The 21,776-nt window shown below is 45.7% G+C and carries 21 protein-coding genes; 4 read left to right on the top strand and 17 right to left on the bottom strand.

The window, feature by feature from the left end; translation table 11 throughout:
• Window positions 1-78 precede the first annotated feature (78 nt).
• Complete coding sequence (locus ACXAGV_RS15065) at window positions 79-681, bottom strand: LysE/ArgO family amino acid transporter (RefSeq protein ID WP_474873947.1); 603 nt, start codon at window positions 679-681, stop codon at window positions 79-81.
• A gap of 217 nt (window positions 682-898) precedes the next feature.
• Between ACXAGV_RS15065 and ACXAGV_RS15060 the strand changes: the two genes are divergently transcribed.
• A complete protein-coding gene (locus ACXAGV_RS15060; RefSeq protein ID WP_474873946.1) occupies window positions 899-1,783 on the top strand; it encodes an ArgP/LysG family DNA-binding transcriptional regulator in 885 nt (294 codons plus the stop codon).
• A 7-nt stretch (window positions 1,784-1,790) separates the two neighbouring features.
• Here ACXAGV_RS15060 and ACXAGV_RS15055 read toward each other — a convergent pair whose 3' ends face one another.
• Together ACXAGV_RS15055 and ACXAGV_RS15050 are read right to left on the bottom strand one after the other, a co-directional pair.
• Window positions 1,791-3,374 carry a GGDEF domain-containing protein gene (locus ACXAGV_RS15055; protein WP_474873945.1) on the bottom strand — a complete coding sequence of 528 codons (1,584 nt, stop codon included), beginning with the start codon at window positions 3,372-3,374 and terminating at the stop codon, window positions 1,791-1,793.
• Window positions 3,375-3,501: 127 nt separating this feature from the next.
• Window positions 3,502-3,810: a hypothetical protein gene (locus ACXAGV_RS15050; protein WP_474873944.1), complete on the bottom strand. Its 309-nt coding sequence runs from the start codon at window positions 3,808-3,810 to the stop codon at window positions 3,502-3,504.
• A 211-nt stretch (window positions 3,811-4,021) separates the two neighbouring features.
• On the opposite strand from ACXAGV_RS15050, the gene ACXAGV_RS15045 reads away from it, so the two are divergent.
• Window positions 4,022-4,501 (top strand): hypothetical protein, encoded by a 480-nt coding sequence (locus tag ACXAGV_RS15045; protein ID WP_474873943.1) that lies wholly within the window; start codon window positions 4,022-4,024, stop codon window positions 4,499-4,501.
• Here the strand turns inward: ACXAGV_RS15045 and ACXAGV_RS15040 are convergent.
• The 13 genes from ACXAGV_RS15040 to gmk form a co-directional block, all read right to left on the bottom strand.
• On the bottom strand, window positions 4,498-5,679 hold the full coding sequence (locus ACXAGV_RS15040; protein ID WP_474873942.1) for a BaiN/RdsA family NAD(P)/FAD-dependent oxidoreductase: 1,182 nt from the start codon (window positions 5,677-5,679) through the stop codon (window positions 4,498-4,500). The two genes, ACXAGV_RS15045 and ACXAGV_RS15040, sit on opposite strands and share 4 nt — an antisense overlap.
• Before the next feature lie 2 nt (window positions 5,680-5,681).
• Window positions 5,682-6,713: an ABC transporter ATP-binding protein gene (locus ACXAGV_RS15035; RefSeq protein WP_474873941.1), complete on the bottom strand. Its 1,032-nt coding sequence runs from the start codon at window positions 6,711-6,713 to the stop codon at window positions 5,682-5,684.
• A complete protein-coding gene (locus tag ACXAGV_RS15030) occupies window positions 6,713-8,236 on the bottom strand; it encodes an ABC transporter permease (RefSeq protein ID WP_474873940.1) in 1,524 nt (507 codons plus the stop codon). Before ACXAGV_RS15030 ends, ACXAGV_RS15035 begins: the two co-directional genes overlap by 1 nt.
• Window positions 8,233-9,267 carry an ABC transporter substrate-binding protein gene (locus ACXAGV_RS15025; protein ID WP_474873939.1) on the bottom strand — a complete coding sequence of 345 codons (1,035 nt, stop codon included), beginning with the start codon at window positions 9,265-9,267 and terminating at the stop codon, window positions 8,233-8,235. The genes ACXAGV_RS15030 and ACXAGV_RS15025 overlap by 4 nt, the downstream gene beginning before the upstream one ends.
• A gap of 9 nt (window positions 9,268-9,276) precedes the next feature.
• Window positions 9,277-10,086, bottom strand: coding sequence for a hypothetical protein (locus ACXAGV_RS15020; protein ID WP_474873938.1), 810 nt, complete (start codon window positions 10,084-10,086; stop codon window positions 9,277-9,279).
• Between the two features lie 345 nt (window positions 10,087-10,431).
• On the bottom strand, window positions 10,432-10,905 hold the full coding sequence (locus ACXAGV_RS15015) for a redoxin family protein (protein WP_474873937.1): 474 nt from the start codon (window positions 10,903-10,905) through the stop codon (window positions 10,432-10,434).
• A 1-nt stretch (window position 10,906) separates the two neighbouring features.
• A complete protein-coding gene (locus tag ACXAGV_RS15010) occupies window positions 10,907-11,707 on the bottom strand; it encodes a class I SAM-dependent methyltransferase (protein ID WP_474873936.1) in 801 nt (266 codons plus the stop codon).
• Window positions 11,700-13,772: an ATP-dependent DNA helicase RecG gene (recG, locus tag ACXAGV_RS15005; protein ID WP_474874059.1), complete on the bottom strand. Its 2,073-nt coding sequence runs from the start codon at window positions 13,770-13,772 to the stop codon at window positions 11,700-11,702. Before recG ends, ACXAGV_RS15010 begins: the two co-directional genes overlap by 8 nt.
• 196 nt (window positions 13,773-13,968) lie before the next feature.
• Window positions 13,969-14,676, bottom strand: coding sequence for a tRNA (guanosine(18)-2'-O)-methyltransferase TrmH (gene trmH / locus ACXAGV_RS15000; RefSeq protein ID WP_474873935.1), 708 nt, complete (start codon window positions 14,674-14,676; stop codon window positions 13,969-13,971).
• Between the two features lie 3 nt (window positions 14,677-14,679).
• A complete protein-coding gene (locus ACXAGV_RS14995; RefSeq protein WP_014975316.1) occupies window positions 14,680-15,066 on the bottom strand; it encodes a RidA family protein in 387 nt (128 codons plus the stop codon).
• A gap of 24 nt (window positions 15,067-15,090) precedes the next feature.
• Window positions 15,091-17,202, bottom strand: a complete 2,112-nt coding sequence (gene spoT / locus ACXAGV_RS14990; protein ID WP_474873934.1) for a bifunctional GTP diphosphokinase/guanosine-3',5'-bis pyrophosphate 3'-pyrophosphohydrolase — start codon at window positions 17,200-17,202, stop codon at window positions 15,091-15,093.
• 142 nt (window positions 17,203-17,344) lie between these two features.
• Complete coding sequence (rpoZ, locus tag ACXAGV_RS14985) at window positions 17,345-17,617, bottom strand: DNA-directed RNA polymerase subunit omega (RefSeq protein WP_015065914.1); 273 nt, start codon at window positions 17,615-17,617, stop codon at window positions 17,345-17,347.
• 169 nt (window positions 17,618-17,786) lie between these two features.
• Window positions 17,787-18,428 carry a guanylate kinase gene (gene gmk / locus ACXAGV_RS14980; protein WP_474873933.1) on the bottom strand — a complete coding sequence of 214 codons (642 nt, stop codon included), beginning with the start codon at window positions 18,426-18,428 and terminating at the stop codon, window positions 17,787-17,789.
• A 277-nt stretch (window positions 18,429-18,705) separates the two neighbouring features.
• On the opposite strand from gmk, the gene ACXAGV_RS14975 reads away from it, so the two are divergent.
• Window positions 18,706-19,377 carry an alpha/beta hydrolase gene (locus ACXAGV_RS14975; protein WP_474873932.1) on the top strand — a complete coding sequence of 224 codons (672 nt, stop codon included), beginning with the start codon at window positions 18,706-18,708 and terminating at the stop codon, window positions 19,375-19,377.
• A gap of 148 nt (window positions 19,378-19,525) precedes the next feature.
• On the opposite strand, the gene ACXAGV_RS14970 is transcribed toward ACXAGV_RS14975, so the two are convergent.
• The gene (locus ACXAGV_RS14970; RefSeq protein ID WP_474873931.1) at window positions 19,526-20,587 is read right to left on the bottom strand and encodes a GGDEF domain-containing protein; all 1,062 of its coding nucleotides are present in this window, start codon (window positions 20,585-20,587) and stop codon (window positions 19,526-19,528) included.
• Between the two features lie 200 nt (window positions 20,588-20,787).
• Between ACXAGV_RS14970 and hemC the strand changes: the two genes are divergently transcribed.
• Window positions 20,788-21,726, top strand: coding sequence for a hydroxymethylbilane synthase (hemC, locus tag ACXAGV_RS14965; RefSeq protein WP_474873930.1), 939 nt, complete (start codon window positions 20,788-20,790; stop codon window positions 21,724-21,726).
• Window positions 21,727-21,776 lie beyond the last annotated feature (50 nt).

Here is a 21,776-nt window from a genome sequence, read left to right as displayed (position 1 = left end):
ATCTGTAAAAGTATACTTATTCGTCTAAAGCAAAATACTCAACGCACCTTAGTATTTTGCTATTCAGCGTTTTTCTCACTAAAGGCTTGCCAGTTGGATACTCACCATTCCAAGTACCGCCGCATTTAATCGATTAAACCAGCGCCAAAAGTTGGGCCGCTGCATATGGTGAGCAAAGCGCGCTGTCAGCGTACTTAAACCAATAAACCACACGATAGATGCACCTATCGCACCACCCACAAACCACCATTTATTTTCCTGCCACTGGCTCGCCAGATTACCCATTAGCAGTAATGTATCTAAATAAAAGTGTGGATTTAACCAGGTTACTGCTAGCGCTATAAGCAGCGCTTTTTTAAACGACAGCTGCTTTTGTGCCATTTCTAATACAAGGGCATCATTGGCTAGCGAAGACTTTATTTTGTTAAACGCTATCCACAACAAAAACGCTACGCCAGCCCACTTGGTCACCGTTACTAACATTGGGTACTCTTGCAGCAGTAAGCCGAACCCCATAGCGCCTAAGCTAATCGAAATGGCATCGCTTAAAATAAAGAGCAAAACAAATAGCGAGGTCCACTGCCTTTTCATCGACTGCTCAATCAGAAAGCTGTTTTGTGCGCCTACTGCGATAATAAGGGTACCGCCCATTACAAAACCACTGGTTACTGCCGCCAACATGCTAAATGCCTCTTTAAATGATTAATGAAATTTACGTTCTATTGCTTGGTCTTTCGCTGCTTGGTTGTATGATGCCTTAGCGCTATATACAGCCAGCCAAACAAAAAATTTTAAGTGGCGCTATTTTATACAGCTTGCGATGCTTAATTAAATTAATGATACTTGTATTTAATAAGTAAAATTAATAACTTTAACTTTCCTTTCACAGGCTTTAAAAATGCTCGATTACGATGCCCTTCGATGCTTTCATGAGGTACTGCGCTATGGTGGTTTCGAAAAAGGTGCTCAGGCGCTAAACCTTACGCAATCTGCAGTTTCACAAAAAATAAAACGTCTTGAACAAAGTGTTGGCGGGCCTGTTATGGTGCGCACTAAACCCCTTCGTGCTACACCGTTGGGGCAAGAATTGCTTTCCCATATACAAAAAGTGAGTGTGCTAGAAGAGGCACTGAATATTAAAAGTGGTTTAGAAGCCTCGGCGGTACCTATCAGCGTAGCGGTGAACAACGATGTGCTCGCTACTTGGTTTTCGCAAGTTATGGCAGCATTCAGCGATAAGCGGGCCAACCCAGTTCACATTGTTAACGCGGATCAAACCCAAACACGAGACATTCTTCAGCAAGGTCGCGTTATGGCATGTATTAGTCAAACAGGTACACCGGTTACTGGCGGTCAGTCAGTGAGACTGGGCACCATGCGCTATCAACTTTATGCGTCACCGCGGTTTATTGAGCGATACCTTCACAAGGGCATAACGCCTGACAACGTGATGAATACGCCTGGCCTTTTGTATGATGAGTACGACGTTACGTTACTTACCGACTATCAAAGAGAATGTTTAAATATTGCACCTACCTTTACCACATGTCACTGGTATCCCTCATCTCACGGATTTGTAAAAATGGCGCTGGACGGTGTGGTGTGGGCCCTACTCCCTACTCTACAGGTGGCACAAGAAGTGAAAGAAGGCGAGCTTATTGCGCTTTTCCCAGACAAAGCGCTAGCGGTTCCTCTTTTTTGGCACTACGCAACACTCGAGTCGGCTGCGCTAGCCGACTTGACTAAAGCTGTAAAACAGGTCGCGAAGGCACAATTAAGATAAAGCCACATCAAGAGCTAGTAGCATACTCGGCGTTTTTACGCTTTTCTTTCACGCTATACATCAATTTGTCGGCTTTGTTTAACAAGCTCGGCAAGTCTTTGTAGCGTTCTTTTGTGATGTAAGTGCCTACACTCGCCGTGGTGTTTATCACCACGTTTTCTGTTCTGATATCACGCTCGGATAAGCTTTCCTCAATGCGGGCGGCCAATCGTTCAGACTGACCTTCACTATAGCAGTGACTTAATACAACAAACTCATCGCCCCCTAGGCGGCCTACAGCATCTTGTTCTCTGCAGCGGCTCATTAAAATTTTCGCAATCACCTGCAAGACCTTATCCCCTGCGTGGTGTCCGTATTGGTCATTAATCTCTTTAAATTTATCAATATCAATGAAAAGCAGTGTTAAGTAGCCACCCTCTTTGTTGAAATTATTCAGCAGCGACTGCGCCACACCTTCCCAACCGCTGCGGTTTAATACATTACATAATGAGTCTGTGGATGCGCGTTTAAATGCACTAAGCCTGTCGTCATTAAGCTTCTTCACTTTTCTTGACGTAGCGATGGCGAAAATAAAGGCTTCGATAGTTATCCCTAATACAAGGGAATATCGATATAAAAATGGCGATACTTCTGTAAAAACCAAACGGAAAAGCATAGACAAAACCATAACTGCAATCCCAAGCATTACTAAATTTGCACAATGCACATTGCGATAGGCTGCATAAACACAACTTGATAGCGTGCACGTCATAGTAATAAGTGTAATTAGACTTAACATGCTGTTAATTTTCATGGCACCTGAGACTGGAAGAATAAGCTGAACTACAGCAAACGCTAGTGCTGCACATGCCATCCCAAGCATAAACTGGCGCTGCCAACCTTTCAGTAGCGCTTTAAAATCAAGCAGCTGATCTAAGAATTTCACGCCTGCAAAAAGGGTAATTCCAGCAAATAGTAAGTGCAGTTGGAAATTCGCAAGCAAAGCGACTTGCGGAAATACAATATTCAGCAACCCTTCTTGAAGCAAAAAAAATACGCAAGCACTGAAAACGTAAAAGCTGTAAGAATAAAAACCTAAGCTTTGCATGCTAGTTCCCAGCATGCCTACGTATAAAGTAAGTGCCAAACAAAAGCCAATAAATAAGCTCATTGTGAGGGTGTGAATAGAAGCAAATTTATGAAAATCACCAAGCGGCGTCACTTTAAACGATACGCGCCGTTCCACCTGTCCGTTGATATCTAGATAAAAGCGGTTGTTTGAACTGTTGATTATGTATGCTTCAAAGGCACTAGGTAATCTTTCAACTTTGCGCATTTTGCTATCGTATAGCTGGTTGTAATTAATATAATTACGCGGAAAATACAGAACATGCTGCGCATCGACATTACAGCTTAGCACAAGTCGCTGATCACCCGCTTTAAGAAGAAAAGTTGTTGAAGTAGGTGCATCAATTTCGTTTTCGAAGTTGCATTTAGCAAGCGAGTGGGCACTTGCTGCACATAAAAAAAGCCCGATAAATAAGCGAATAAAATTACGTGACACACGCCATGTCATAGATTTGCTTCCTACTGGTACCGCAGCCAAATCCATGTAGCAAAAATATCCCTGTACGGCTATTACACTAAGATATGTATGCTTGGTTATATTTAGGTATAAAAACCAACACACATTAATATTAGTTTATAAATTTTAGTTCGCTAAGATATTTTACTTTTATTTAACGTCGTTCAATGGCGGGGATTGCAAAGTAGGCATCTAAGTCTGACTCTTTTAATGCGTCGAGTTTGCGCTTTCTCTGCGCTCTTTCGTTAACGGTTTCTCCAAATACTTCCATGTGCAAATCGGCTATAAGGGCCTTACCTTCTTCTTTGCTGATTAAGCCTATGACTTCACCGGCGTGCATGAACCCTTGCACTCGATACTTTTCTGCCTCTACTTTTTTCCCATCTTTACTTGCCTTGTAAAGGCTTACCAATTGCACTTTACAGGCGTCTAAAAATAGTTGTTTTTCACTCTCGTTTTGCATTTTCGCATCCCTTTTATTTGCTCGTATACCTTAGCGGTAAATCACAAATATAGATAGTAGCCAAGAAAAGGGGCCTTGCGTTCATTCCTATGCCCTAACAATTGCTACAACTAAAGTTCATTGGTGAAAATGAGGTATACCTCCTACGCTTAGCTAAGTGCTAGAGGTTTAATCTTCTAGGAAGTCACAAGTAAAAAAAGCGAGCTCCTTTATGCGAATACCAACACTTTTAGGTATGGCCACTTTCTTGGTATTTACCCCCGCTGCTGAAGCTAAAGAGGCAGCACATGGAAATGCTCATCATTGGCAAACGTCCCCTCACCACTTGTCTGCTCTTGTGGGCACTACCTACACAAAAGAGTGTGGCAATGCATTTACCTTGGGCATCGATTACGAGTATCGACTTAATGACTTTCTCGGTGTGGGGTTTGTTGCCGAATACGCGTTTGAAGACTTAGACGCTTATACCTACTTGCTTGTTGCCGACCTGCACATTACTAACAACTTTATTGCCCAGATAGGCCCTGGCGTTGAGTTTCACGGAAGCCATAAAATGGAGGTGGCCCGATTAGGCTTTTTGTATGAGTTTGAAATGTCTGGCTTTACCATTTCTCCGCAACTTCATTACGATTACCATCGAAACCACAAAAGCGCGGTTGTTGCTGGGTTAGCAATTGGAATGTCGTTTTAAACCTCCTGCCCCGCTGCCCAGCCGCTACTCCACGCCCATTGGAAATTAAAGCCACCGAGCCAACCAGTAACGTCAACTACCTCGCCTATGAAGTACAAGCCTTCGACGTTTTTTGCCATCATGGTTTTTGACGAAAGTTCGTTGGTGTCTACGCCGCCAATGGTGACTTCCGCTGTTCGATAGCCTTCAGTGCCATTTGGCTTTATTTGCCAATTTTCTAACGTGTCAGCAATAGCATCGCATTCGCCGTGGGTGAGCTGTTTTACCGGAACATTGCGCCAGTTATGATATTCAATAAAGCTTTGCACCATGCGTTTGGGGAATACTTTATTTAAGCAGGTAGCAAGTAGTGCATCTGGCGTTTCGGTGCGAGCAGTTTGTATAAGTACAGTGGCATCGTCATTGGGCAGCGTATTAATGCTTAAGCTGTCCCCCGCCTCCCAATAACTTGAAATTTGGAGCATAGCAGGGCCGCTCAAACCACGGTGGGTAAAGAGCATTGCCTCTTTAAACGTGGTGTCGTTACAGCTGGCGTACACGTCAACGGCTATACCGCTAAGCTCTGCCAGTGTCTCTTTGTCTTTATCGTGCAAGGTAAAAGGCACAAGCGCGGCCCGTGTGGGTAATACGTTTAGGCCGAATTGCTGCGCAATTTTATAACCGAATGGCGTCGCCCCCAGCTTTGGCATACTTAAGCCGCCAGTCGCGATAACTAAAGACTCACAGCTATATTCGCCATTCGAGGTAGTTAGTAAGTACCTACCTTCAGTTTTTTCTACACTTGTGATTTCACAGCGAGTAGTAATAGTAACGCCTGCTTTATTGCATTCGTTAAGCAACAAATCGACGATGTCTTTTGCACTCTCGTCACAAAACAATTGGCCCAAGGTTTTTTCATGATAGGCAATACCATGCTCGGCAACTAAACCAATAAAGTCCCACTGGGTATAGCGGCTTAGTGCCGACTTACAGAAGTGCGGGTTTTGCGAAAGGAAATTGGCGGGTTCTGCATACATATTGGTGAAGTTACAGCGGCCACCGCCTGACATGAGAATCTTGCGGCCTACTTTTTTGGCATGATCGAGCACTTCTACGCTGCGTCCGCGCGCGCCTGCCTGCGCCGCACAAAAAAGTCCTGCAGCACCTGCGCCAATTACTATAACATCGCGCTCAATCACTATTAACCTCTTGGAAATACGGCTAAGGGATGAGTAGTAATTAACTGAACGAACGCACGAGTATTTGGCTTAATAGCGTTTTCATGACTGACTCGCACTTTTAGTTCGTCACCGCTATCTAGTAAGACAGCATAAAGGCGGCTTTCGCCTTCATAGCGTACCCACTCAACGGTACAGTTCGTTTCACTAAGTGTGGCATCTAAGCTTAAATCGTCAGGGCGTACCAACAAGTCTACGTTGCCGCTTGCACCTTGAAGCGGTGTGCCTGGCACATTACCAATATCGGTAACCACTGTTTTGTCTGTATTTGCTGCGCTGCTATCGAACGTCGCACTTAAGAAGCTTGCCTCACCCATAAAACGCGCCACAAAGCGGCTGGCTGGCGATGAGTAACAGGCTTCAGGGGTGTCTAATTGCTCTAGCACACCTTTATTTAATATGCCTACTCTATCACCAACACTTAGTGCTTCTTCTTGGTCATGAGTTACCCAAATTGCTGGCACGCCTGCCTTTTTGAGCGCATCGCGAATTTCCCATCGCAAGCTGTCTTTTAGCGCAGCATCTAAATTTGACAGGGGCTCATCGAGCAGTACGAAAGAAGGTTCGTGCGCAAGGGTTCTTGCCAGCGCAACACGCTGCTTTTGACCACCCGAAAGACGTGCAGGTTTAGCATCGCGGAAATTATCTAGACCTAACAGTTTAAGCCAATGATCCGCAAGCTTGGTGTCTTTTAATCGAAAGCATACGTTTTGCTGAACGGTAAGATGGGGAAACAGCGCGAAGTCTTGGAACACCATGCCAACGTTACGCTTTTCAGGCGGCACGTGTTTGCTTGCTGTACTTTCCCAATTACCAAGGCTCATTGCCCCTTCTGAAATAGGAATAAGCCCTGCCAATGCTTGTAAAATAGTCGTTTTACCGCAGCCTGTTGGCCCTACCAGCATCAGGATTTCGTCTTGCCCCAGCTCAAGATTTAACTTGTCGACAACGCGGGTAGACCCATAATTCACTGACAAATTACTTACACTAAGCATTACGAACGTTCATCCTCGGTAACGGTAAACTGGGCTTTTCTTTCGCCCGACAGCATGAGAACCAGCCCCACACCAGATAATAAAACAAGCAGAAGCCCAGGTACTGCAGCACGTCCAAAGTAACCCGCCTCGTACACACGCCACATGTAGGTAGCCAAAGTTTCAAAACCTGTAGGCCCTAGCATAAGGGTGGCAGGCAACTCGCGCATGGCCTCTAAAAATACTAAAGCAGCCCCTGCAATCATACCACGAAGGGTTAAGGGCAGTGTAACGCGTATAAAAGCTTCTCTCGGGCTAGCACCAAGTACGCGGGCAGCTTTGACTAAGCCCGAATCTATATTCTCGGCGGTACTTCTTACGCTGCCTACTGCAAGAGGGATAAAACGCAGTACATAGGCCATAACCAATAAACTTAAGGTTTGATAAAGCACGGGCAAGTACTTGAGGCCCACGTACACCAGCGCTGTACCCATAACAATGCCTGGTACACCAAAGCCGAAATAGGTAATGCGCTCCATAAATCGCCCAGCTTTACCCGCAATAGCCGCGTGAGCAACGGGAATGGCAAGTAGCACGGCCACAATCGCGGCGATAAATGACGCATGGGCTGAATTCCACGCATAGCTTAATTCAAAACCGCCTGTCCCTTCTCTAATTAACCACAGCGTAAAGATAGCAAGGGGAAGTACAATAGCCATAAATACAACAGGCATAGTCGCTAGTAACATTAAGTTACGCTGCCAAGGCGCTGGAAATAAGGATAAGTGCTTTCCTGGGCGTTCTTGCGCCCCACCTATTCGGCTTTCTATAAACAGAATAAGCCCAACAATCACCATAAGCTGCAGGCTAAGCATGGCTGCCTGGCTCAAACCAAAAGCGTTATATTCAACAAAGATAACGCGAGTAAAGGTGTCGAAGCCCATTATTGCAGGCGTACCAAAATCAGATAAGGCGTAAAGCGCAGCGAGGAGTGCCCCTGCGGCAACGCTGTTTACTACGCGCGGTAGCACCACACGCCATAAGCTTGCGCCTAGCGACAGCCCAAGTGTACGTGCGGCGTTAACTAAGCTTGCATCTAAACTCAACAGGCTTGAACGGGTTGTCATCATTACAAAAGGATAGGTGTATAGGCTCATTACCAACGCCGAGCCCCATAGACCGCTAATTGGCGGCGTGCTAATACCTAAAACGTTCTCTATCTCTCCGCCAATACCAAATGAGAAGTACATGGCGAATGCGCCAATATAGCTTGGCAGTGCTAATGGCGCAGCAAGTAGAATTAGCCAGAAGCGCTTGAACGGCATTTGCACGTAAGCGGTTAAAAAGGCAAGCGGCACACCTATAAGCACCGAACCAATTATAGTCAGTACAACAAGCGAAATTGTGTTACCAAGTACACGAAGATTATGGGTATCGAAAAGCTGCGCACTATCTTGAGCTAAAGAAAACAAAACGCCGACGGGCAGTAAAGCCATCAGCGCAATAAATAGTGCCAGTGGATACGACTTTGGCCAGTTTGTCACAGTACGCCAACTTCCCTCATAAGATTAAGTGTTGGGCGTAAATCGGCCAGTTTGCGAAGGTCCATTTCAGGTGGCGAAAGCGTGCTTAAATCCGCTAAGCCTTGTGGTGGTTCAACTCCTTGAACCAAGGGTATTTCATATGCCTCACGAGCAAGGTAAGACTGCACTTCGTACGACAGCAGATAACGAATAAAGTTAACCGGTAAGTCACCGTCGCTTAATGCCACAATGCCAGACGCATTAACCAAGCAACCTGCATCACCTTTGCTGTAAGCAAGAGCCACATTGGCGTTTGGCTTGCCTGATTTAAGGCGAAGCGTGTAATAGTGATTGGCAAAACCAATGTCTACTTCACCGCGTTCAACGCCCATAACCACGCCTAGTTCGCCAGCGTACTTTTTCGAGTGCTTATTAATGCCTTTAAGCCATGATTTAGTAGCTTTTTCGCCTTCCAAAATACGCATAGCGGTAACAAAAGACTGGAACGACGAATAAGCCGGCGCCCAGCCAATTTTCAAATCGCTATCGGCTAACGCCATTACGCTTTCTGGAATTTGTTCGGGCGTAACGCGCTCAGTGTTATAAGGCAGTGTACGCACACGCCCAGTTACCGGTGACCAGCTAGGGTACTGAAAGTCTTCGCGAAGCTGCGAACGCAAATCATCAGGCAATGCTTTTGCAGCGCCAGTGTCAGTAACAACCCCAATAGAGCCGGTGTCTACAGCCCAAAACAGGTCAGCGCGTTTAACGCCAGCTTTTGTTTCAGCAACAATGGTATTTGCCAGTGCTGCTGAGCCGCCGCGTCTAACTTTTAGGTTCAACTTGGGGTTGCGTTTTTCGATGGCTTTTAGAACATTCTCGTACAAACCGCCTTCGCCACGCCCCAAATAAAGGGTGAGATCACCTTCTAGTTTAGGCAAAGACTCAACTGACACACTGCCAGTTTGGGTCATAGCGTGGGCAAAACTAAACGGCAAGCCAGTTAATGCACCGGCTGCAGCTAAGCCTTGTAAGAATGTTCTACGTTGCATACCCCTTCCTTAAAATACGTCTTTACGACTTTTTTCTACTTCAACTAACAGTGTACGAGCGCGATCAAGTTTAGCCTGCATAGACTCTACTACTTTGCGTACTGCATCTACGCCAGTATCTTTTGAAATGGCTTGTGGAAGCGTTACGTTAAAATCTTTTTCTAGGTCTTCAACCAAGGCTGCGTCTTTTGCAATCAAGTCACCTTCTACACCTTCAAAACGTTGAAGGTAGGTGTCGTGCACTAGTGTTGTTGCAACCTCGTGAAGCTGCTCTGCATATTTAGCAACAACGCGATCAAGACGTGTTTTGATATCGTCGATAACTTCAGGGCCAGTAGTCGGTTCTTTTTCAGTGGTTTGAACTTTGCCTACCAGACCTTTCTTCTGATACTGGGACGCAAGTTTAACTGCGCCTAACGCCTGCCACAAGGCATGATTTAGCTTCTCTTGCTCTACGCGCACGTCAGAAACTGGCTTACCTTCATCAATGGCTACTTTTACGCCATAAATTCCTTGCCAGATAGAAGCATAAATAGGTACATATTGAGTTTCGATAGCTGAGTGAAAGTCTACTTCTTCCCAATACTCAATTAGCGCATCGGTTTTCAGCGATTCATCTTTTGCTTCATACGTATCAACAACACTGCCAAACTTACTTTCTAACCAATGAACTTCTTCGGTGTACTCACCAATATGTGCATGTAAGTTGTTTACATGATCACCAATGGCACCGTTAGCAAGCGCTTGTGAAGAAAACATCGAGAAAGTAACAGCCGAAGCCAAAACTAAGGCACTTATTTTTTTCAGTGTTGTTGTCATATTTTTTCCTAAACCGTTTGTCTTTTCTCGCAAATGATACTTATTATCATTAATCAAGTAAAGGTAACTAAACGAGGCTACATGCTACGTAACGCAGTGCATGAGGCTTACGCGAGCCTTTAGTTTCTCTACGTTTTTAACCCACAATAATGCAGGTTAGTTCATTAACCTTCGCTGAACACATTGATATTCAACGCAATTAGCAAACTGCTAGATCATAGTTGAGTGACATTTTAATGAAAATAGCGGCCAAGTATACGCATTAACGAATACTCATAAAATGTGGAATGAAAAAAGCCCGCAACAATTGTTGCGGGCTTTAAGTATTTAACGCCTTTTAAAAAATTAAAGGCTATCTAACATGGTTTGGGCATCGCTCACGTCGAAACGACCAGGGTCTTCAACGTTTAGCTTTTTCACTTCGCCATCTTCTACAAGCATAGAATAGCGTAGCGAACGCAAGCCACCGAAGTTACCTGTACTCATGTCTAAGCCAATTTGCTTGGTAAAGAAACCATTGCCGTCGGCCAGCATGGTAATTTCTTCTGCATTGTTTGCTTTACCCCACGCATCCATAACGAATGCATCGTTCACACTTAGGCAAATAATACTATCAACACCTTTTGCCTTAAGCTTATCCGCAAACGCTACATAGCCTGGCAAATGTGCTTGTGAGCAAGTAGGTGTAAAAGCGCCGGGTACAGCGAATAGTACAACGCGCTTTTCTGAAAACAGTTCGTTCGTTCCTGGGTTAGTTATTTCGCCATTTACTAAAAGGCTAAAATCTACTTCAGGCAAAGTGCCCCCAACTTGTATCATGCTACTCTCCTAGATTTTTTTGACACAAATACACATCAAATCTGTGTTTTTTGCTTTCAATAGCCATTGATGCTTTTATTCCTGCCAGCACATCTGCACTGTTTGGGCGTTTAACTACTACCCGGTGCGTAGCTAGCTTTAGTGCTGGCGGTAACAGCGCATCTGCGTCTGGGTCATGACCAAGCAGTTGCTGAAACAGCCGCATTTCCTTTTTCACCAAGGCTGACTTCTTTTTATGTGGGAACATGGGGTCTAGATAAATAGCGTTCACGTTCTCACCAGTGAAGTATTGCATTACCTCAGCGCTATTTCCATGTTGAAGCGACATTTTAGCTGCAAGTTCTGGAAAACTAAGTGCTAATCTGCGAATGCCGTCTTCAAGTAAAGCGGCAACCACAGGCGATCGTTCAATCATAGTAACCTTGCAGCCCACGCTAACCAGCACAAAAGCATCACGCCCTAGCCCAGGCGTTGCATCTACCACGTGCCACGCTTCATTACCCTTTAGGCCTATAGCTTTAACTATAGGCTCTTTGCGACCACCGCCATGTTGCTTACGATACAAACTAGCTGGCGAGGCAAAATCAACCTCAACCGGGTTTACTTTTTTCTCGCCAGCGTCAGCAAGACCCAGCACGCCGTTTTGTACCTGCAGATACAGGCCTTCGCTAGGTTTTTCACTGCTGCTAACAACAGGAAAGCCCCACTTCTCGCTAATTGCACTAATTAATGCAGCGTCATCGCTATTGGCGTTAGCGCTGTTGTCGTTATCACATACAACCAAAGGCACACTCTTAAGCATGACCGTACTGCTCCTTATGCCCTATCCATCTATTTATGATGGCTTGAGCGTGAGAGGGATATTTGTCCCACAGGGTATAGGCTATTTCCTGTACTTTTGGAATAAGAGCGGCGTCGCGCACCAAATCTGCTATTTTAAGCTCGGCCATTCCCGTTTGCTTAGTACCCATAAATTCACCCGGGCCACGAATTTCCAAATCGCGCTGGGCAATATAAAAACCGTCGTTAGATTCGCGCAATACGCCAAGGCGCTGAGTAGCGGTTTTCGATAGTGGGCTCTGGTACATAAGTACACACTGACTTTCTACCGCACCACGCCCCACTCGGCCACGTAACTGGTGAAGCTGCGCTAAACCCAATCGTTCAGGGTTTTCAATAATCATAATGCTGGCATTAGGTACGTCTACGCCTACTTCAATAACGGTAGTCGCTACCAATAAATCCAGCTTTCCGTCTTTAAAATCAGCCATAACCTGCGCTTTTTCTGCAGGCTTTAAACGCCCGTGTACCAAACCAACGTGTAAGTCTGGCAGCGCGGTACGGAGGGTAACCGCAGCGTCTTCTGCTGCCTGACATTCCAACACTTCCGATTCATCAATAAGCGTACAAACCCAATAGGCTTGGCGGCCGTTTTCTTTACAGGCCTGACGTACGCGCTCAATTACATCAGCGCGGCGTGTATCCGGCAGCACCACGGTTTGCACCGGTGTTCTGCCTGGGGGCAGTTCGTCAATAACCGAGGTGTCTAAATCGGCATAGGCTGTCATGGCCAGCGTTCTTGGAATAGGCGTCGCCGTCATAATTAGCTGATGAGGGTAGCGACCTTGCTGTTCGCCTTTATCTCGCAGGGCCAAACGCTGATGTACACCAAAGCGGTGCTGCTCATCTACAATAACCAGCGCTAGCTGCTGGTAGTTCACGCTTTCCTGAAAAATAGCGTGCGTACCCACCAGCATTTGAATGTCACCTGCTTCTAAGCGCGCTAATACTTCATTGCGGGCTTTGCCTTTTAGCTTTCCGGCAAGCCAGCCTACTTCAATACCTAAAGGTTCTAGCCAGCCACGAAAGTTATTCGCGTGTTGTTCAGCCAATAGCTCTGTTGGCGCCATCAGCGCTACCTGGTGACCAGCTCCAATGGCTGACAATGCTGCCAGTGCTGCCACTAAGGTTTTACCCGAGCCCACGTCCCCCTGTACTAAGCGCATCATAGGCCGTGCATGCTGCATATCTTTTTGAATATCTTCCACTACCCGAGCCTGCGCACCCGTTGGTGAGAACGGCAGTTGAGCGAGCATTTTATCGATAAGCGGCTTATTCACCTTAATAGGAATACCAGGCTGCGCATCAGATAGCTTGCGTACTTTCAACACACTTAGGTGGTGTGACAGAAGCTCTTCCAGAATTAACCGATACTGAGCAGGGTGCAGCCCTTCTTCCATTTCGTGTACATCTACATCGGGTGGTGGGCGATGCACCAAATGAAGCGCCTCATTAAGGCTAATTTGGTCATCGTAAATGCCGTCGGGCAGTAGGTCGGCCAGCGCGCCTTTATCTAGAAGTTTTAACGCCTGATCAGTTAAATTGCGAAGGGTTAACTGCTTAACACCGTCTGTGGTGGGGTAAACTGGCGTTAGTGATTCTTCAGTGGGTGGCGCGTCTTCATCCACTAATTTAAATTCGGGGTGCATCATTTCAATGCCCCACTTGCCAGTACGCACTTCACCGAAACAGCGCACCGTGTTTCCCGGCGTCATAATAGACCGCTGCACTGCGCCAAAGTGGAAAAAACGTAAGGTTATAGTACCCGTGCCGTCGCTAAGCTTAACCACCAGCATGCGTTTCTTTCCGTACTGAATGTCGGCGCTCATTACCTCGCCCTGCACGCTTACGTGGGTAAACGGGCGACACTCAGCCACGCTGTAAATACGGGTTCGGTCTTCGTAGCGATGAGGAAGATGAAACAGAATATCTTGAAGGGTAAACAAACCTATTTTGTTAAGCTTTTCTGCCACCTTTGCGCCTACGCCTTTAAGCGCAGTAATGGGTGTAGTGGCCAGTGCTTGCATCAAGCGATATCCTTCTTTTGGAACATTAACTATTTAACCTTTGAATTGGCACAAGCTGGTGTTATTCAACGTGTTATAGGAAAAGAAGTGTAAAGGATTGTTGAGGGGTTGGCGAGTACGCTTTAGGCCAGTTTTTTACGCTGGCCTGCATATACACATGAGAGCAAAACTAAAAGCGAAACCAAGACGTTAAGCCCTAGTCGGCTTCAAGCGCGTTGGCTTCTGCTTTTGTGATCTGCATTTCTTTCCACCAGCTATCGTCGGCATCCACTTCACCAATGGCGTTAATAGCAGGTAAAGGCAAACCTTTACGTTGGCAAAGTTTATACAAACGCGGGTAACCATTTTGAAAGGCCAATGCTTGGCACTCTTCTTCTGATAACTGCTGAGTGTTATACATGCCCGCTATGGTACGTTGGCGCTGAGCTTCGTATAGCACTAGCGCTGCTGCTACCGATACGTTCAACGACTGCACCATGCCCATCATAGGAATAACAATGTCGTGGTCGGCAATGGCTTTCGCCTCATCAGAGGCACCGTATTTCTCCTGACCAAACAAAATAGCCGTAGGCTTGGTGTAATCAATATCGCGAAAATCGACAGCGGTATCAGATAAGTGGGTTACTAGCACCTGCATACCTTGACCTTTTAATTCAGCCATCGCGTCGTTGATATTATCGTGATTGGTTTGACGCACCCACTGCTGGCTGCCCATAGCCGTACCGCGACGAAACTGATATTTCTTTTCCCACACGGTGTGAACGCGATGAATACCCACTGCATCACAGGTTCTCACTACTGCAGATACGTTATGCGGCTTGTGTACATTTTCAAGGCAAACCGTAAGATCAGTTTGCCTTCTTTCCAGCACTTGTCTTATGCGCTGGTAACGCTCAGGTGACATGGCTTACTCCGGCAGTTCCATTACACCATCAATTTCAATTTGTGCACCTTTAGGCAATGCAGACACCTGAACGGCTGCACGTGCTGGGTAAGGCTTGGTGAAGTAACGGCTCATAATTTCATTAACCGTTGCAAAGTGACCTAGGTCGATAAGGAAGATGTTCACCTTCACTAAGTCATTTGTAGTGCCGCCCGCAGCGTCACACACCGCTTTAATGTTCTCAAAAACTTGTACAGCTTGCGCTTCAAAGTCGTCAGAAACCATTTCCATGGTTTCAGCAACAAGAGGAATTTGACCTGAAAGATAAACGGTAGTACCTGCTTTAACCGCTTGGCTGTAAGTACCAATAGCAGCAGGTGCCTTATCGGTCTGAATAATAGACTTAGACATAGTAGTTCCTAAATAGTGTAGTAATTAGTGTCGTGATTGACTATGACGAGACACTTTCTGAACTTCTGGCATGGTGCGTATTTTCTTCATTACGCGAGCCAAGTGCACACGGTTGTGCGTGGTAAGTTCAAGATCAATAAAGTAGATATTACTCTCTTTCTCTTCAGTTTGCAGACCAATGATATTGGAATCGCACCCTGAAATGGTGTTCGTTAAAGTTGCCAGTGTGCCCTGATGGTTAAACAACTCTATACGCAGTGATGCTTTAAATTCACCCTGCGGATTGTCATCCCATTGCATAGGCAGCACGCGCTGTGGCTCTTCACGAGTAAGCTTGCGAATATTGTTACAGCCAGTTTGGTGAATGGTCATACCTCGACCTGGGCTTAACACCGCAACAATCTCATCATCAGGTATAGGGTGGCAGCATCGAGAATAGTGAACAAGCAGGCCTTCTGTACCACGAATGGCCACATTGCCTTTTTTGTCAGACAGATCCGTTGTGCTCTCGCCTAATAAACGGCGAGCCACGATAGCACTTAGTTCGTTACCTAAGCCGATATCTACCAATAGGTCGTCAAAATTAGCGTGCTTGGTTTCTGCCACCACACGCTCAATATCTGCATTAGGAATATCATCTAACTTTACTGCACCTAATGCATGACGAAGTAGACGGTTACCCATGTTCACTGCTTCTTGAGAATGCTGCTTACGCAGATACTGGCGAATACGGGTACGCGCGCGGGCGCTCACCACAAAGTTCAGCCAATTCGCATTAGGCTTCGCTTTTGGCGAGGTAATAATTTCTACGGTTTGGCCGTTTTCAAGAGGCTTACTTAAGCTGAAGTTTCTGCGCTCTACGCGCACGCCCACGCAGGTATTGCCTACATCAGAGTGCACTGCATAGGCAAAGTCAACAGCGGTTGCGCCCATTGGCAGTTCGATAATTCGTCCGTCTGGTGTAAACACGTAAATTTCATCAGGGAACAGATCGGTTTTTACCGATTCGATGAATTCAAACGATGAACTGGCTGACTGCTGAAGTTCGAGCAGGCTTTGCATCCACTTGCGTGCGCGAAGCTGAGCGGTGGTGCCATTATCACCTGGCTCTTTGTAAAGCCAGTGGGCCGCTACCCCTTTATCCGCCATTTGATCCATTTCCTGGGTACGAATTTGAATTTCCACAGGAATGCCGTGCGGGCCAATTAATGACGTATGCAACGACTGATAGCCGTTGGTGCGCGGAATAGCGATATAGTCTTTAAAACGGTTTTCAATTGGCTTGTATAAACCGTGCATAGCGCCAAGAGCGCGATAGCAGTTATCTACTGATTTAACCACGATGCGAAACGCATAAATATCCATTACCTCGTTGAACATCAGTTCTTTGTTTTTCATTTTTCGGTAAATGGAATACAGGTGCTTCTCGCGGCCTAATACGTCAGATTCAATCTCGTAGGCATCAAGGCGCGTGTTAAGCTCTTCGCGAATGTTTTCGATAATTTCTTTACGGTTGCCTCGAGCCTGACGCACGGCAGATTTCAATGCGCGATGGCGCATGGGGTACATGGCCTGAAAACCTAAATCTTCAAGCTCATTTTTAATATCGTGAATACCCAAACGGTGGGCAATTGGCGCATAGATTTCGAGTGTTTCTAAAGCTATACGGCGGCGCTTATCTGGACGTAGAGAGCCCAGCGTGCGCATATTGTGCGTGCGGTCGGCAAGCTTGATAAGAATAACCCTGATGTCTTGCACCATGGCCATCATCATTTTGCGGAAGTTTTCCGCCTGCGCTTCCTGCTTGGTACTAAAAGCAAGTTTATCTAACTTACTAACACCTTCAACCAGTTCGGCAACTGTATCACCAAACGCTTCAGCTAAATCTTCTTTGCTGTAATGGGTATCTTCAATCACGTCGTGAAGAAGTGCCGCCATGATCGTTTCGTGATCAAGGTGCATGTCGGCCAGTATGCCGGCAACAGCTACAGGGTGAGTAATATACGGGTCGCCACTTGAGCGCATTTGTCCATCGTGCGCTTCTTGGGCTAGCACAAAAGATTCCTGAACCTGCTGTACGCGTTCAGCTGGCAAATACTCTAAAACTTTCTGCTTTAAACCTTCAAACAAATACACAGTGGAGCGTGACCCTTATCTAACGTTACAACCCTAAGAATACGTTTAAATGCGCAATAAGCCAATACACCAAAAGCAAAGCGCCAGTGCTTTTTTCAAAGCACTGGCGCCAAAATACCGATAAAACCGTTAAAAAGAGGTCTTACTGATCAGATAGGATGTTTGCTACTGATGCAAATTCAGCATGTTCTTGCTGTTCTTGAGCTTGAAGTTCTGCTTGTTCAAGCGTTGCAGCAGTTACAAAACCTTCTTCAATTTCACGAAGTGCTGTAACAGTTGGCTTGTCGTTTTGAACGTCAACCATAGGATCTTTGCCTTCAGTGGCAATTTGACGTGCACGGCGTGCAGCAACAAGCACTAGGTCAAAGCGGTTACCAATTTTATCTACGGCATCTTCTACAGTTACGCGAGCCATGTATTTCTCCGAAAATTAGGTTGAGCAAGTTATTCAAAAAACGGCCGCGTAGTATACACAGATACGTAGCGCGATCCTAGCATTTTGTTTGAATTTGAAGCAGTCAGATCGCGCAGATAGGGCAGCGATCGCCTGATGTTAAAACAAAACACCCATAATAGGGTTAAGCTTACGCGCTACCGAGCAGTTCGTCCAATAGCACTTGATGACGCATCTGCTGTTTTACTGTTCGTAAACGCTGTGCTGTCACAATGGCTTCTAAGTCACTCAATGCCGTCGCAAAATCATCGTTAATGATCACGCTATCGAACTCACTAAAGTGAGACATCTCTGCTACTGCTTGTGCCATGCGCCCTGCAATCACTTCTTCACTGTCTTGGCCGCGGTTGTTTAAGCGCTGCTCTAATACATTGAGTGACGGAGGAAGAATGAAAATACCACATGTGTCTGGCATAAGCTTTTTGACTTGGCGAGCGCCCTGCCAGTCAATATCTAAAAATACATCAATACCGCGATGTAGCGTCTGCTCGATAGTCACTCGGGATGTGCCATAATAATTGCCAAACACTTCTGCGTACTCAAAAAATACGCCTTGTTCGATAAGTGCTTCAAACTGCTCTCGGCTTACAAAATGGTAATGGACACCGTCTACTTCACCCGGACGCGGTTGACGTGTGGTATGAGACACAGACACCTGCATAGGCGTGGCTGCATTGCCTTCATACTTTTCCATTAGTGCCTTGATAAGGCTTGATTTTCCTGCTCCTGAAGGAGCAGCAAGAATGAATAAATTACCGAGTAGTGAAGCCATAGGATATTAAAATTCTATCAAAATGTGGTGATTTCAAGTGGCAATGATAGCATATGAAGCCATTGCGCCGTAACTGCGATTATCTGGTTTATCCATTGATGGTGCATACTCTTTAGTCGCAGACCGGTGTTAGCAAAATAAATAACAATAATAATTTTCTTAAGATGATGGTGGTAGAAAAAGTACTCTGACCCCATTTTTTTGGAAAAGACAGAGATTGCCTGTGAGAAAGGATAACCATTGGTGATAAAGCAACAACAAAACTAGGAAATAAAGAATGACTCAGCAACTTCTGCCGTGCGTAGAGATAAACCCTTCCACTACGCCTGATGCCTGCGTTATCTGGCTACACGGTTTAGGCGATTCTGGCCATGGTTTTGCGCCTATCGTGCCTGAACTCAAACTTCCCGAATCAATGGCGGTTAAATTTCTCTTTCCCCATGCACCTGAGCGCCCCGTTACCATTAACGGTGGAATGCGTATGCGCGCCTGGTACGACATCAAATCATTAGATTTTGAAAGTCGTGCCGATCTAGAAGGTGTAAAAGAGTCAGCTGCGCAGGTAGAAGCACTTATTGAAGCGCAAATTGAAAGTGGTATTCCTAGTGAACGCATAGTACTTGCAGGGTTCTCTCAAGGCGGGGTGATTGCACTTCACCTAGCCCCCCGATATACCCGCAAGTTTGCTGGCGTCATTGCACTATCAACCTATATGTGCGAGCCATCGCTACTTGGAAGCGAAGCAAAAGACACCAACCGTGAAACGCCTATTATGATGGCCCACGGTGACCAAGATGAAGTAGTACCCGTATTTATGGGCAACGCGGCATTTAAAACGATAAATGAGAGCGGTTTTAACGCTACTTGGCAGACATATACAATGCAGCATAATGTCTGCATGCAAGAACTAAACGATATCAGCGCTTGGCTTCAGAAAGTTTTAAACTAAGTTTTACGATGCATTAATCAGTGTGGTAGCTAGCTTCAAAGCTTGCTATCAGACTGCATCAAGCAGTTTCTGACTACTATGATTGCATTTACCCTTCTCACTCATGCCTTGGCATTAAGGCGAAAAGAAGAAGGTGTTAGACGTAGCGCTATTCAGCAACGCGGTTTCTGCCTCCATTTTTGGCTTTGTACAGTTTGTCGTCGGCTTGTTTTAAGCTAGCGTGCAGTTTGTCATCGGTAAGTGCGGTAGCCACGCCAAAACTGGCGGTAATCTTGTGATTGATATCCCCTTCTATAAATGGACTTTCTTCAACCACTTTTCTCATTTTTTCCGCAAGTTTTACGCCTTGGCTCAAGGGCGCTAGAGGAAAGAGAACTAAAAACTCTTCTCCGCCGGTGCGCGCAACAATATCAGATGCTCTAACAGCGCCTTTAATAATGTTAGTGAAGTGGATTAGAACCTCATCACCGATATCATGCCCATAGGTATCGTTAATCTTCTTAAAGTGGTCTATATCTACAACCACTGCGGTTAACGGGAAGTAAGCACCTGGATCTTTCATGGCCCGTTCAAAAAAGACGGTTTCTAAAAATCGTCTATTTGGCAACTTGGTGAGAGGGTCAGTGTTTGCCTGTCTCATCCGCTCTAAGTTTTCACGTAGCATTTCTTTACGGCTTTTGTGCCAGAAATTTTCGCCAATAAAGGCAACACAAATAAAACAAAATGTAGCGATCAAGAACCGTGAAACATGCTCATCAGAGTATTTAGCAACAATAACGTCTTGGTTATAGAGCATATAAATGGCAAGCACCATGGTGACCGCAACATAGACCATGGCTGGCTTGAATCGCACGACTATTATTTGAATAAATATCAGAGGGAAAATGAAATATAGCCCTGTACTATTCAACCCTCCAGTGTAAACCAGAGCATTAATAGTAAATAAAACGATAATCCCTGCGACATAGTAAAAAGCGTCACTTTTAGGAAAAATATGTGACAGTGCAACATTGAGATAAATCACCGAAGCAGAGGTAGCTAAAGCGCCTACTAATAATGGGTTGTCCGTACCCCAATTAAGCCATGCCATGAACGCCATAATGGTAGCCCCGACGTAGGAAATGAAGTACAGCGTCAATCTGCGCCTTTTTTCTTCAGCCTCGTCTTGCTGTGCGTTTCTTAATAATTGTCCTATCGGCGTGTTGTCCATGCTTACAACTTTACTCCTCGAATGCTTAAGTGGACATTTTGTCCACGTACAGCATAGACGCATACCTCCTTAATCGCAAAGTAGAAAACTGCGTCTAATTTCAAACATTAATACAGAAAATGCGTATACTACGGGGTACTTCGTATGACGTTGTGTGTTACATCGTTTAAGTTTCTTTTTTTACAGAGTTTGGAATAGCCATGAGTCATCTCAACACTACCCGCACCGTTCGAATTGCTACTAGAAAAAGTGCTTTAGCGCTTTGGCAAGCAGAGTATGTGAAGGCAAAATTGATAGAGCACTATCCATCAATGACCGTTGAGCTTGTTCCTATGAGTACGCAGGGCGATAAAATTCTAGACACACCCTTAGCTAAAATCGGCGGAAAAGGACTGTTCATTAAAGAATTAGAAATTGCCATGCTAGAAGGCCGTGCTGATATTGCAGTGCATTCAATGAAAGACGTACCGGTAGAGTTTCCTGAAGGTTTTGGTCTGCACGCTATTTGTGAACGCGAAAACCCGTTTGACGCCTTTGTATCTAACGACCACGATAGCCTTGATGCGTTACCACATGGCGCAATAGTAGGCACATCAAGCCTTCGCAGACAGTGTCAAATTCGCAAATATCGACCGGATCTTGTCATTAAAGACCTGCGCGGTAACGTAAACACCCGCCTAGCCAAGCTCGACGCCGGTGAGTATGACGCCATTATCCTGGCCTCAGCGGGTCTTATTCGCCTTGAAATGGAATCTCGTATTCGTATGCCGCTTCCTGCCGACATTTCGCTGCCGGCTGTAGGCCAAGGTGCAGTAGGTATTGAATGCCGTAACGACGACGAAGAGCTAATTAAGTTGCTACAGGCTCTGAATCATGCAGACACCAACAGCCGGGTTACCGCAGAACGCGCTATGAACGAAAGACTGGAAGGAGGCTGCCAAGTACCTATCGGTAGCTTTGCTACCCTAGACGGCGACGTACTAACCTTAACGGGTATGGTTGGCAAACCAGATGGCTCTGAACTGTTGTTTGCGTCAGCTACAGCGTCGCGCGAAAAAGCGACGGATATAGGCATTGAAGTGGCTGAAGCGCTTTTAGCGCAAGGTGCTGGGGAAATCCTTAAAGCACTTTATAACTAAGTTATATTTAGTAGAAGCGCGCATTCCTATGCACGTAGAAATGCGCAACA

The organism is Alteromonas sp. ABH4_453 (assembly GCF_056160665.1).
This window is presented reverse-complemented; position numbering and strand designations above follow the sequence as displayed.

Bases quoted from the DNA above. Each gene is read 5' to 3' on its own strand.
- ACXAGV_RS15015 (WP_474873937.1), bottom strand. From the start codon at position 10,905: ATGATACAAGTTGGGGGCACTTTGCCTGAAGTAGATTTTAGCCTTTTA.
- ACXAGV_RS15035 (WP_474873941.1), bottom strand. From the start codon at position 6,713: ATGCTTAGTGTAAGTAATTTGTCAGTGAATTATGGGTCTACCCGCGTT.
- ACXAGV_RS15065 (WP_474873947.1), bottom strand. From the start codon at position 681: ATGTTGGCGGCAGTAACCAGTGGTTTTGTAATGGGCGGTACCCTTATT.
- ACXAGV_RS14995 (WP_014975316.1), bottom strand. From the start codon at position 15,066: ATGTCTAAGTCTATTATTCAGACCGATAAGGCACCTGCTGCTATTGGT.
- ACXAGV_RS14970 (WP_474873931.1), bottom strand. From the start codon at position 20,587: ATGGACAACACGCCGATAGGACAATTATTAAGAAACGCACAGCAAGAC.
- recG (WP_474874059.1), bottom strand. From the start codon at position 13,772: ATGCAAGCACTGGCCACTACACCCATTACTGCGCTTAAAGGCGTAGGC.
- ACXAGV_RS15025 (WP_474873939.1), bottom strand. From the start codon at position 9,267: ATGCAACGTAGAACATTCTTACAAGGCTTAGCTGCAGCCGGTGCATTA.
- ACXAGV_RS14975 (WP_474873932.1), top strand. From the start codon at position 18,706: ATGACTCAGCAACTTCTGCCGTGCGTAGAGATAAACCCTTCCACTACG.
- trmH (WP_474873935.1), bottom strand. From the start codon at position 14,676: ATGTCACCTGAGCGTTACCAGCGCATAAGACAAGTGCTGGAAAGAAGG.
- ACXAGV_RS15045 (WP_474873943.1), top strand. From the start codon at position 4,022: ATGCGAATACCAACACTTTTAGGTATGGCCACTTTCTTGGTATTTACC.
- ACXAGV_RS15055 (WP_474873945.1), bottom strand. From the start codon at position 3,374: ATGGATTTGGCTGCGGTACCAGTAGGAAGCAAATCTATGACATGGCGT.
- gmk (WP_474873933.1), bottom strand. From the start codon at position 18,428: ATGGCTTCACTACTCGGTAATTTATTCATTCTTGCTGCTCCTTCAGGA.
- ACXAGV_RS15050 (WP_474873944.1), bottom strand. From the start codon at position 3,810: ATGCAAAACGAGAGTGAAAAACAACTATTTTTAGACGCCTGTAAAGTG.
- rpoZ (WP_015065914.1), bottom strand. From the start codon at position 17,617: ATGGCTCGCGTAACTGTAGAAGATGCCGTAGATAAAATTGGTAACCGC.
- ACXAGV_RS15010 (WP_474873936.1), bottom strand. From the start codon at position 11,707: ATGCTTAAGAGTGTGCCTTTGGTTGTATGTGATAACGACAACAGCGCT.
- ACXAGV_RS15060 (WP_474873946.1), top strand. From the start codon at position 899: ATGCTCGATTACGATGCCCTTCGATGCTTTCATGAGGTACTGCGCTAT.
- hemC (WP_474873930.1), top strand. From the start codon at position 20,788: ATGAGTCATCTCAACACTACCCGCACCGTTCGAATTGCTACTAGAAAA.
- ACXAGV_RS15020 (WP_474873938.1), bottom strand. From the start codon at position 10,086: ATGACAACAACACTGAAAAAAATAAGTGCCTTAGTTTTGGCTTCGGCT.